Genomic DNA, 11214 nt, shown 5'->3' on the forward strand with positions numbered 1-11214 from the left:
GACGATGTCCGCGGACGCGAGTTGCCGTGGTGGGACGGCGGTGCGGATCCCGGTCTCGATGAGGCCTCCGCAGGCCATCATGATGGCAGCCGCGAAGAGCATCACCAGCAGCGATGCGACGAACAGACTCGCACGGAACCAGAGTGTGCGCAGGGCGAGCCGCAGCATCAGATCCGCCCCTTCCCCGGCGCGGAGAGGTCGTTCACGAAGGCACCCAGATGGGTCATCCGCTCGGCGACCGACTCGGCGGTCGGTGCGTGGAGCTCGCCGGCCAGGCGGCCGTCGGCGAGGAACAGGACGCGATCGGCGTACGAGGCCGCGACCGGGTCGTGCGTCACCATCACGATCGTCTGTCCGGATGAGCGCACCGAGTCCTGCAACAGCGCGAGCACGTCTCGTGCGGTCCTCGTGTCGAGCGCTCCGGTGGGCTCGTCGGCGAAGATGACGGCGGGATCGCTGATCAACGCCCGCGCGATCGCAACGCGTTGCTGCTGTCCGCCGGAGAGCTCGGCCGGACGGTGATGGTGCCGCTGCCCCAGTCCGACCCGGTCCAGCACCGTGGCGACCTTGCGCCGGTCCGGCTTCACCCCCGCGAGCCGCAGCGGCAACGTGACGTTCTGGCGCACCGTCAGCACAGGCAGAAGATTGAACGCCTGGAACACGAAGCCGATCCGGTCACGCCGTAGCTCGGTCAACTCGGTCTCGCTCATCTCACTGATCTCGCGATCCTCCAGATGAACAGATCCCGACGTCGGCTGATCGAGCCCGGCCGCGCACTGCAGCAACGTGCTCTTGCCGGAGCCGGACGGCCCCATGATCGCGGTGAAGGTCCCTCGCCCGAACCGCGTCGTGACGCCATCGAGCGCCACCACCTGGTTCTCGCGCCGGCCATAGACCTTGCGGACGTCTGTCAGCCGAACCGCGTCGGCCGCCCGGGTGTTGTCCAACGTGTTGCCCTCGCCTCACGGCCCGACCTGTCGCCGGGCTCTCCAGCCATCGACTCTGGCCCTTCACCGCGACGGCGGGCATCGTCCGGCGACACCGTCCTGACCTGGTGCCGTCGCACCTGCACGAGCGACATCTGGTGTAGACGCACTACAGGCGTCACCGAACATCCGGGGAGAGGTCCGGGAGGGCAGGTGTGGAGGGCGACATCCCTTGCGCGGCCTGCGGGCACGCTCGCGCGTACCCGCAGGCTCTCTTCAACTTCCAACCCGACGATCACGCCTCATGTCACGGTCGAATTCGCCGTATAAACAAGTGCGAGGGCCCGCTGGGCCTGGGATTCTGTCGCATGATCCACTGGCGTCGTCCCCTCGATCAACTCCGACGAAACAGCGGATCTGAGCCTTGGTGCCGACGCGACGATCTCTACTGATACTCGGCGACCTCATTGGGTGATGAACCAGAACCATGTGAGCCGTGCTCTTGCAAGGAGGCTTTGCCAACTGGTTCGCCAGCTCGACCCTGGACCGCCGTGGACCGAGCTGGACGGTTCAGTCATCCCGCAACAGGCCGGCGGAAGTCTGTGACAGGTCCTCATGGGTGAGTACGGCTGCGGCCTGCCCTACGATCTGATGACCTTCGAGGAGTGCGGCCAGGTCGACGCCGAACGCACCGACGCGATCCGAGAGATTGCGTCCAGCCTGCCGCGCGGCCCGGTACCCGACGCTAAGGAGCCCCCCGACCGTGAAGATCATCGACCGCGTCAAGGCGTACATCCAAGAGAAAAAGGGACGCGACCCTCGCTCGACCGACTACCCGGCAGGCGGAGCGGCCGACCCCGCCCCGACCACGGAACCGGCCGCGGAGCCGGTCATTGAGGCGGCCGCGGAACCGGTCACGGAGTCGGTCACGGAGTCGGCGACGGAGACGGACACGGAGTCGGCTACGGAACCGGCCACGGAGTCGGCCACGGAAGCGGCCACGGAACCGGTCACGGAGTCCGCTACGGAGTCGGGCACGGAGTCGGCCGCGGAACCGGTCACCGAGTCGGCTACGGAGTCGGCCGCGGAACCGGCCACGGAGTCGGCCGCGGAACCGGTCACCGAGTCGGCTACGGAGTCGGCCGCGGAACCGGTCACGGAGTCGGCGACGGAGCCGGCCACGGAAGCGGCCACGGAGCCGGCCACGGAGCCGGCCACGGAGCCGGCCACGGAGTCGGCCACCGCGTGCCCGCGCTGCGGCGCGACCGGTGACGCCCCCTGCACGACCCCGTCCGGCAAAGCCACGAAGACCCACAAGGGGCGCGTGCAATGAGCAGCGGTGCTGCAGGCTCCGCCGTCATTTGGAAGGGAATGAGTACGCCGCCGGCCTATGCCAGACGCGGGTGGTCCTAGAATTGGTGACACTCGTGGCCGAGATCAATCAATAGTCGTTGACGTACGCTCAGGTCCGCCGACGTTCGCGACACGCCTGCTCACTCGCCCGAATGCAGACGTCAAAGGCCCCTCGCGTTCACGCGAGGGGCCTTTGCGCTAACCACGATCGGTTGTGGGTGTGTTGAGCAGATGCCATGAACCGTCGCGACGGGTGAGCAAGTCTCGTGTTAGCAGCAGACGTTTCTATGCGCGTTCCCGAACGCGTTCGATTGCGCTGTTGAGAGCGTCCGTCCCGCCTGTCACGTCGCTTCCGGTCACCATCAGCACGTCTCGTGCAGCTTCGCCGTCGCAGTGGCCACCTTGCCACCGCAGTGGCAACCTCGCCGCCGCAGTAGACCAGCGCTCGCCGCATATGCCCTTTCTGTCTGGCGATGCCGACGGCAACGATGAGGGTCACGAGCGGCCGGGCGAATGGTGCCACTGGTACGAACGCGGTCAAGCCGCACCGACGTGGGAGCCCGTTCCAGATCGGAAGGACACCAACGCGACGGCCGCCGGTGACAGTGTGGATACTGCAGGCTGGATCGCCGAGCAGATCGGTCTCGGCCGTACGTCGCGTTCGAGGAACAGCGGAGGATCGGCGGGGACTGACTTAGAACCGCTACTCCGATGTACGGTGGCACCGTGATCGTCTGATCTTTCCCGGCTTCAGCCATGGCCGGGCGAAACGGCTATGAGCGACGCCGTGCGGACCAAGGATCGTGGAGTGCCCGACGCGAACTCGCCATGGGACGAGATCGTCACCCGGCTGTGGATGGGCGGCCATCACTACCAGGACCAGGCTGGGGTTCGGCGATCTGCCATCGTCGGTAGTAGATCTCCGCTGCTCAGGACGCGCAACTCGTTCGAGGTTGCCCGTTTTTCAGGTCCGGTGGGGGCGACCAGTACGGCGCGCTCCCAGCTGCGGGTGAAACCGGCCTTGCGTAGGCTCTCAGACAGCCCAGTGGGGGGTGTCGTGGCTGTAGATCGTGATCGGTGCTCACGATAGCGGCGCATCCCCTCCGACTCGGCCGCCACTCAACGGCTGCGTCTTCTTGCTCGGCGAAGGCGTTCGGGCGTTGCCGGCCGTCGGATCAGCCCATGGTCGTGGATCCAGTGTCCGCTTCAGTGCGGGATGCCGGCGATGATGTCGCGGGCGCCATTGCGGGCAGTGCGGCGGCGACGTAGGCGCCCTGTCCGCCATGGCTTCGAACCCGTCTGGGCATGCTGTGCGGACCGGGTACCCACATAGGTGCTTCCCCCCGTGTGAACAGGTACCGCTCAGCGACAGGCTGGCAGATGCCGAGAGCAACCCCATCCAACGCTCGGTAATGAGCCAGGAGAATCATGCGTCAATACGAGCGCACGGCTGTCCGCCCGCCAACGTTCTGGACACAGAGCAAGGAATCGAGACGGCTCCGCAGCAGTGTGGTGATCTTCCGCAACCCCGGCAGGCTTGTCCGTCGGCGGGCGTATCGGTCCGGCGAACCGCAGTGCCCGGGAGCGGGCGGGACGAATCCGATCATCGAGCCCATCGCCCTCCGGCGAGTCTCCTGGTCGCTTCCTCCGTCGCCGCCCTCGGTGGCACGCGCCCGTCGGCTGACCGCCGATCAACTGGCCGGTTGGGGGTTCGCCGAGCACTGTGAGACGGCCAGACTGCTCATCAGCGAACTGGTCACCAACGCTCTGCAGCATGGCGCCGGCCCGATTCAGTTGGTCATCCGATTCCTCGGCGACGTACTGCGATTCGAGGTCGCGGACGCCGGCCCGGGGTATCCGAGCATGCGCCCGGTCAACGACGAGGACGAGAGAGGGCGCGGACTGAACCTGGTGGAGTCACTGTCCAGTCGCTGGGGGTGCGCTCGCGCGACGACCGGCAAGGTGGTCTGGTTCGAGCTACCCGCGGCATGACCGTGGAAAGCCGACGTGATCCTGGGAGCGACAGAGCGAGCCGGTCCTCGCGCACAACGTCACGGCTGATCAACGGGGTGCCCCGACATGATCCCGTCGTCCGGCCCCGGCGCGTCACGCGCCGCTGTCACCACGGCCGCGATCTGCGCTCGCGAGGTGAATCCGAGCTTGGTGAGGATGCGTTCGACGTGGCCTTCGGCCGTCCGCTGGGCGATCACGAGCTTGGCGGCGATGTCCTTGTTGCTCAGCCCTTGTGCGACCAGTTCCGCGACCTCTCGTTCCCGTGGAGTGAGCACAGGGAGATCCCCGCGCGCCGGTTGTGACGGTTTCGCCGGGACAGCGGCCGTCTTCTCCTCCAGCGCGAACGCGATCGCCTCGCTCAGGGACATGCCCGCGCCGCGCTCGAAGGCCGCCGCGAACGCCTTGGAATCCATCGCCTGGCGCGTCCGCGTCTCCGAGCACTCGTGGAACCCGGCGAGCCAACTGAGATGAGTCGGTGACGCGCCCATCAGTTGATCCAGCGCGTGGACGGCACCGAACAACCGGGCGGCGCGCGGGTGCTCGCCGCGCGCCTCGGCGAGCCAGGCCATTGTCGCCAGGCAGTACGTGCTGCCCCAGGGATCGTAGGAGAGCCGTTTGATGCGCAAGGCCTCCCGCAGGAGCGTGATGGTCCGGTGGTGGCAGCCACGCCGCCACCAGGTGAACGCGGTGGCCCACAGCAGAAGGGACTTCGACCAGAGTGCTTCATAGCGGTCGCACAGAGCCAGGCCCTGCTCGCCCAGGTCCCCCGCGTGGTCGGGATCGCGGAGAGTTTCGATGATGGTCATCTGATAGAGGGTGACCCACATGCCGTTGAGGTCATTCCTGGCGCGGTGCCGGGTCAGGACCTGCTCGAACAGCGACACGGCCCGGGCCGGGTCGGGCTCGCTCTGGAGCATCTCGGCCAGGGCGAAGAGCTGGGCGACCTGCGTGAGGGCGCCCTCGTCGCCGATCCGCTCCGCCATGCCACGGCATTCCTCGAGCATGGCCAGGCCGTCCGCGGCGTCACCTTGTAGCAGTGCGAGCCAGCCGCAGACGCACAGCCCCTTGTTCCGCGAGGGCCCGGGTCGCCGTTCCAGGGTGAGTGCGCGTTCGAGCCATCGACGGCCCTCACCGACCCTGCCGGAGACGAAGACCCAGTAATGCCAGAGGGAGGCGGCGATCTCCAGCCCGGCGTCCGCATGTCCGGGCTCGCTCAGGCAGAAGTCCAGTGCGGACCGTAGGTTGGCGTGCTCGGCCGACAGCCGGGCCCCCCACTCCATCTGGCGGGGGCTGAAGAAGTCCTTTTCCGATTCGGTGGCCAATCTCCGGTAATGGTCCCGGTGGCGGATCCGGACGGGGAGCGGTCCCTCCGGGGATGACGTCAGACGGTCCCATCCGTACTGGCGCACGATCTCCAGCAGCCAGTAACGCTTGCCGTTCTTCTCTCGGCTGACGATGGACTTGTCCACCAGACCCGTGATCAGCGCCGCGACCTCTTCGATGGCGATTCCCCCGCCGGACGCGACCCGTTCCGCCGCGGCCAGATCGAACCCGCCGGTGAACACCGACAGCCGTTGCCACAGCGTACGCTCGGCCGGCGAGCAGAGGTCATAACTCCAGTCGATCAGTGCCCGCAGCGTCCTCTGGCGGGGTAGTGCGGTGCGGCTCCCCCCGGTGAGCAGGCGGAAGCGGTCGCCCAGTCGTGCGACGATCTGATCCAGCGACATCGATCGCCGCAGGATCCCCGCCAGCTCGATGGCCAGCGGGATCCCGTCCAGAAGCCGGCAGATCTGGGCCACCGTCCGGCCGTTCGCGGCCGTGATCTCGAAATCCGGAACGACGGAGGCCGCCCGGGCGGCGAACAGGCGGATCGCCTCATAGCGCAGCAGATCACCTGGTTCCAGGGGCACGTCTTCCGCCGGTACGGACAGCGGGGGCACCTCGAACACGTGCTCGCCGGCGATTTTCAGCAGCTCCCGGCTCGTCGCCAGAACCCGCACGCCGGGAGCGGCCTTCAACAGCTTGCTCACCAGGATCGCGCAGGCATCCGCGAGGTGCTCGCAATTGTCGAGGACCAGGAGCAGCCGCCGGTGTTTCAGGTAGTCGATCAGCCTGGCCACCGTCGGCGCGGTGGAGCGGTCGCGCATGCCCAGCGCGGCGCCCACCGTCTCCGGTAGCGCCTCGGGATAGGTGAGTTCCGCCAACTCGACGAGCCAGACTCCGTCGGGGAATGCCCGGGTCACCTCCGCGGCCACCCGGAGGGCCAGTCGGGTCTTGCCGACCCCGCCGACGCCGGTCAGCGTCACTATGCGGGTCGACGAGAGGAGCCGCTTGACGTCGGCCGCCTCGTGCCGACGCCCGATCAGCTCTTCGACCTCCGCCGGCAGGTTGCCCGCTGGGCAGCGGGCCCTCGGACCAGCCATGATTACATCACGTTACACCCGGTACGTCCCGGAGCGCCGACGCTCCGGGCGGGGCGGTCCAGGCCAAAGCCCCCTTGTGTGATCGCAAGGAAGCTTTGACCTGAACCGTCCTGCGCGGCCGTGCTCAGCTCACGAGTGCCCGCCGTCGGCCCACTTCGCTGCGTGTTCCGTGACGAACTCGGTGAAAGTACGGGGCGGACGGCCGGTCAGGTCGAGTACCGCGGTGCTGACCTGGTCCTGCTCGCCGGCCTCGATGCCCACCTCCACGGCGGCGAGGGCCGCGGCGAACTCGGCGGGCATGCCTGCCGCGCGGTACTCGGCCGCCAGTTCGCCGGTGGTGATCTGCGCCACGTGGACCGGCTTTCGAGCATGCGCGGTGATGATCTCCGCCGCTTCCTGGTAGCCGAACGCCTTCGGGCCGGTGAGCAGGTAGTCGGACCGGTGGCCGGGCTCGGCGTCCGGGTCGGCGAGCAGGGCCGAGGCGGCGGCCGCGATGTCGCGTGCGTCGATCCAGCCGATTCGGCTGGTACCGGTGGAGGTGCGGATCTCGCCATGTCGTCGGATCCGCTCGCCCGTCGGGTGCGGGGGCAGGAAGTTCTGCATGAACCCGGACGCGCGCAGCACGATTCCCCCGGGTTCGTCCCGTACGTGCGCGGCCATTTCGGGGGTTCCGGGCAGCGGGATGGCGGAGCCGAGGAGTACGACACGGCGGATGCCGAGACGTCGCGCCTCGGCCAGGAACGGCCTGACCAGTGGCAGCTGCTCGACGCTGTTCACCGGAGGCACGATGAAGACCCGGTCGGTCCCGCGCAGGGCGGCCTGATGGGTGGTGGGGTCGCTCCAGTCGAACCTGACCGCGTCCGGGTCTCCGGCGGCGGGCGTACGGCTCGCCACGCGGACCGGCACGCCCTGGTCGCGCAGGAGCCGCACCAGCGCGCTGCCGGTCTTGCCTGTGCCGCCGGTCACGAGTACGCCGGTCATCGGGTGGCCTCCGTCCGCAGGGAGTCGAGCAGCTCCGGCAGGCTCCCGGCCGCGGCCGCGGTGGCCAGCGGGCTCCAGTAGTCCCGGTAGCGGGTGATCGAACCGTCTCGGGCGGTGCACACCACGATGTAGCCGACCTGGTACGGCTCACCGGTGCTGACGGTGCGCCCGTTCACGGTGAGCTCCGCGACGATGGTCTCCGGCTGCTCGGTGTGGTGCACGGTGAGAGCGGTGACCTCATGCATGTCCACCTGCTCCGGGAAGGCGGCGAGATAGTCGCGGATCGCCTCCCGCCCGACGCGCTGTCGCTGTGAGACGTCGACGGCGAAGGGGAACTCGGCGACGCCGTCTTCCGCGAACAGGTCGGCCACGGCGTCCATGTCCTTGCTCAGCAACAGGTCCCACATCAAGCGGAAGGTGTCTTCGATGGTAGCCGGCACGGCGGCCTCCGATTTCTGCACGGGGGTATGACCAGCTGAGACTGACCGCCGGTCGACGTGCGGGGGAACGGACGGCTGAGTCCCGGACCACCAGTACGTGGCTAAGGTGGTTGTCTGGTGAGATCGTGGAAAAAATGAGCAAGACCGGCCTCGCCGACTTCCTGCGCCGCCGGCGAGAGGCGCTTTCGCCCGACCGGGTGCCGGCCGCGGCGGTCCACCCGCCGGGGCAGCGTGCACGGCGCACCCCTGGGCTGCGCCGTGAGGAAGTGGCCGCGCTGGCCCACGTGTCGGTGAGTTACTACGAGCGGCTAGAGCAGGCCCGAGCGCCGCGTCCGTCCCCGGAGGTGCTGGCGGCGCTGGGGGGCGCGCTGCAGCTCACCGCTCCCGAACGCGAGCACATGGCACGGCTGGCCGGATATCTTCCGCCCGACACCGATACCGACACCGCCCGGGGGAAGGTGCCTGCGGACGCCCTGCGGCTGCTGGACCGGCTCGGGCCGATCCCCGCGTACCTGGTCGACGAGCGGCAGAACATCGTGGCCTGGAACGACGCGTCGGCCGCGTTGATCACTGACTTCGGGCTGCTGCCCGAGGACGAGCGCAACACCGTGCGGGTTTCCATCCGGCTGGGAGACACCGTCTGCTCGGCGCCGGCGGACGCGGAAGGCGCGTTCGCCCGGCAGATGGCCTCGCACCTGCGCACGGCCGGCATCCGCCACCCGGCCGACCGCGTCCTCGGCGAGCTGGTGAACGAGTTCGCCGCGCACAGCCCGGCGTTCGCCGCCGGCTGGCGCGACCACGACGTCCAACCCGTACCGGTGCTCCGCAAGATCCTGCGGCATCCCGAGCTGGGAGAGCTCGAGGTGGACTGCCAGACCCTGCTCGTGCCCGGCACCGATCTGCAGCTGGTGATGTACACGGCGGAACCCGGCAGCCCCAGCGCCGCCGCGCTCGCCCGGCTCGCATCCGGCAGTCGCTGACCCCTGCGGCCGGCCGGTCACACGCGGAGGGAAGCGAGCGTCCATAGGAATCTCCTATGGACCCTGCTGACTTTTCGTCTTTGCTTCCTGTCGTTTTCCGGCCGTACCGTGAAATCGGCTCGACGAGGTGCCCGCCGCGATTACTTGGGAAATTCGCGCTGAATGCACCGTCGGCTTGTTTCGACAACGGTTCACAAGCACAGGAGGACGGGATGTCGCTCACCCTCGACACCTACCGGTTGCTGGGCCGCTCGGGGCTGCGGGTCTCGCCGCTGGCACTGGGCACGGCGACCTTCGGCACCGAATGGGGCTGGGGCGCCGAGCAGGACGAGGCGCGCAAGTTGTTCGACCTCTACCTCGAGCGCGGCGGGAATTTCATCGACACCGCCGACACCTACACCAATGGCAGTTCCGAGCGCCTGCTGGGCGAATTCACCCGTGACAACCGCGAGAGCCTGGTGCTGGCGACGAAATACTCGACGCTGCGCCGGCCTGGCGATCCGAATTCCGGGGGAGGTCACCGTAAGAACCTGTTCGCGTCGGTGGAGGGCAGTCTGCGACGGCTGAACACGGACTACCTCGATCTGCTCTACCTGCACGTGTGGGACTTCACGACGCCGGTCGAGGAGGTGCTGCGCGGTCTGGACGACCTGGTCCGGCAGGGCAAGGTCCTGTACGTGGCGATCTCCAACGCCCCGGCCTGGCAGGTGTCGCGCATGCAGGCGATCGCCGACCTGCGCGGCTGGGCACCGCTGGTCGCGCTGCAGATCGAGTACAACCTGATCAACCGGGCCGGGGAGCGTGACCTGATCCCCATGGCGCGCGAGATGGGACTGGGCGTGATCCCGTATTCGCCGCTGGCCGGCGGGGTGCTCACCGGCAAGTACACCCGCGACGACCTGGCCGGGGCGAACGGCGCGTCCGACGAGAGTAACCGCAAGGACCTCAACCACGCCCTGGGCATGGTCACGGAACGCACGCTCGCCATCGCCGATGTCGTGAAGGACGTCGCCGCGGAGACGGGCCGTACCCCCGCCCAGGTCGGGCTGGCCTGGGTCCTGCGAAAGCCCGGCGTGACGGCACCGATCATCGGCGCACGCACTCCCGCGCAGCTGGAGGACAATCTGGGCGCCCTCGAGGTCGACCTCACCGACTCCCAGCTGGCCCGCCTCGACGAGGCTAGTGCGATCGAGCTCGGCGCTCCGCACGACCTGCTCGCCAGCGCCCACATTCGCAATGTGACCAGGGGCGACATGAAGATCGAAGCCCGTCGCTGACACGCGACCGAGCCCCGAGGACGGCACTGTCGCCGCCCTCGGGGTGGTCACCGGCCTACGCCGCGGCCTCCTGCGGGACTCGTTCTCCATGGCCCTTCCCGGCCGTCGGGACACCGGTGGAGGAAGCGGGCGGGCACCAGCTCTCCTGCCGCAGGAGGTCGAGCAGGGCCGTCTCCGCCGGGCCCGTGCCGGGCCGGACCGCGGCGACGACGGGCTGGGACACCACCGGGAACACCGGGCGCGTGAGGTGGCAGTGCCCGTCGGGCACCGCGGAGAACGGGACGAGCGTGGCCCCCAGCCCGTGGGCGGCCCAGTTCACGGCCGTCGCCGTCTGGGACACCCGGGCCACCGTGGTCGGGGCCAGTCCGTTGTCCTCCAGCACGTCCCGCAGCACGATGTCGAGCGCGCTGTCGTGGTCGAACCTCACCCAGGGGTCCCGCTCCAGCTCGCGCAGGTCGACCCGGTCGGCGGCGAGCTGCGGGTGCCCCGGACCCAGCACCACGACGAACTCCTCCTCGCCGAGGCGGTGGGCTTCGTACAGCTCTTCCCCGCAGGGCCCGGCCACCAGGGCGAGGTCCAGTACGCCCCGGCGCGCCAGCCGCTCCAGCTCGGCGCGGTTCGGCTCCTCGAAGACGGTGACCTCCAGCTGCGGGAAGCGATGGCACAGCGCCCGCAGCGCGCCCGGCAACTGCCGCGTGCCCAGACCCATCTGGGCCGCGACCACCAGCTCGCCCACCAGCTCATCGGCGCCGGCTCGCGCCGCCGCCTTAGACGTCGTCTCATTTGGTGAGTCGGCGGTAGCAGATGAGGGCCGCGGCGAT

At 68.8% G+C, this 11214-nt stretch carries 9 protein-coding genes; 3 read left to right on the forward strand and 6 right to left on the reverse strand.

The window, feature by feature from the left end; all coding sequences use genetic code 11:
* Positions 1-167: 167 nt before the first annotated feature.
* Both NE235_RS11570 and NE235_RS11575 read right to left on the reverse strand, forming a co-directional pair.
* Entirely contained in the window at positions 168-947 is a 780-nt protein-coding gene (locus NE235_RS11570; protein WP_252801688.1) for an ABC transporter ATP-binding protein, read from the reverse strand.
* 549 nt (positions 948-1496) lie between these two features.
* Positions 1497-1700 carry a hypothetical protein gene (locus tag NE235_RS11575; RefSeq protein WP_252801689.1) on the reverse strand — a complete coding sequence of 68 codons (204 nt, stop codon included), beginning with the start codon at positions 1698-1700 and terminating at the stop codon, positions 1497-1499.
* A gap of 2007 nt (positions 1701-3707) precedes the next feature.
* Between NE235_RS11575 and NE235_RS37300 the strand changes: the two genes are divergently transcribed.
* Positions 3708-4271 carry an ATP-binding protein gene (locus tag NE235_RS37300; RefSeq protein ID WP_289848447.1) on the forward strand — a complete coding sequence of 188 codons (564 nt, stop codon included), beginning with the start codon at positions 3708-3710 and terminating at the stop codon, positions 4269-4271.
* A gap of 59 nt (positions 4272-4330) precedes the next feature.
* On the opposite strand, the gene NE235_RS11585 is transcribed toward NE235_RS37300, so the two are convergent.
* The 3 genes from NE235_RS11585 to NE235_RS11595 form a co-directional block, all read right to left on the reverse strand.
* A complete protein-coding gene (locus NE235_RS11585; RefSeq protein WP_252801693.1) occupies positions 4331-6715 on the reverse strand; it encodes an ATP-binding protein in 2385 nt (794 codons plus the stop codon).
* A gap of 129 nt (positions 6716-6844) precedes the next feature.
* Positions 6845-7696 (reverse strand): NAD-dependent epimerase/dehydratase family protein, encoded by an 852-nt coding sequence (locus NE235_RS11590; protein WP_252801695.1) that lies wholly within the window; start codon positions 7694-7696, stop codon positions 6845-6847.
* Positions 7693-8136, reverse strand: coding sequence for a nuclear transport factor 2 family protein (locus NE235_RS11595; protein WP_252801697.1), 444 nt, complete (start codon positions 8134-8136; stop codon positions 7693-7695). Before NE235_RS11595 ends, NE235_RS11590 begins: the two co-directional genes overlap by 4 nt.
* 134 nt (positions 8137-8270) lie before the next feature.
* On the opposite strand from NE235_RS11595, the gene NE235_RS11600 reads away from it, so the two are divergent.
* Both NE235_RS11600 and NE235_RS11605 read left to right on the forward strand, forming a co-directional pair.
* Positions 8271-9116: a helix-turn-helix transcriptional regulator gene (locus NE235_RS11600; RefSeq protein ID WP_252801698.1), complete on the forward strand. Its 846-nt coding sequence runs from the start codon at positions 8271-8273 to the stop codon at positions 9114-9116.
* Between the two features lie 212 nt (positions 9117-9328).
* Positions 9329-10393, forward strand: a complete 1065-nt coding sequence (locus tag NE235_RS11605) for an aldo/keto reductase (protein WP_252801700.1) — start codon at positions 9329-9331, stop codon at positions 10391-10393.
* Between the two features lie 55 nt (positions 10394-10448).
* Here NE235_RS11605 and NE235_RS11610 read toward each other — a convergent pair.
* A partial coding sequence (locus NE235_RS11610; RefSeq protein WP_252801702.1) for a LysR family transcriptional regulator substrate-binding protein occupies positions 10449-11214 on the reverse strand: 766 nt, incomplete at its 5' end.

Source organism: Actinoallomurus spadix (assembly GCF_024055725.1).
GTDB classification, from domain to species: Bacteria; Actinomycetota; Actinomycetes; order Streptosporangiales; family Streptosporangiaceae; genus Actinoallomurus; species Actinoallomurus spadix.

Bases quoted from the DNA above. Each gene is read 5' to 3' on its own strand.
- NE235_RS11575 (WP_252801689.1), bottom strand. From the start codon at position 1,700: ATGATCTTCACGGTCGGGGGGCTCCTTAGCGTCGGGTACCGGGCCGCG.
- NE235_RS37300 (WP_289848447.1), top strand. From the start codon at position 3,708: ATGCGTCAATACGAGCGCACGGCTGTCCGCCCGCCAACGTTCTGGACA.
- NE235_RS11585 (WP_252801693.1), bottom strand. From the start codon at position 6,715: ATGGCTGGTCCGAGGGCCCGCTGCCCAGCGGGCAACCTGCCGGCGGAG.
- NE235_RS11590 (WP_252801695.1), bottom strand. From the start codon at position 7,696: ATGACCGGCGTACTCGTGACCGGCGGCACAGGCAAGACCGGCAGCGCG.
- NE235_RS11600 (WP_252801698.1), top strand. From the start codon at position 8,271: ATGAGCAAGACCGGCCTCGCCGACTTCCTGCGCCGCCGGCGAGAGGCG.
- NE235_RS11605 (WP_252801700.1), top strand. From the start codon at position 9,329: ATGTCGCTCACCCTCGACACCTACCGGTTGCTGGGCCGCTCGGGGCTG.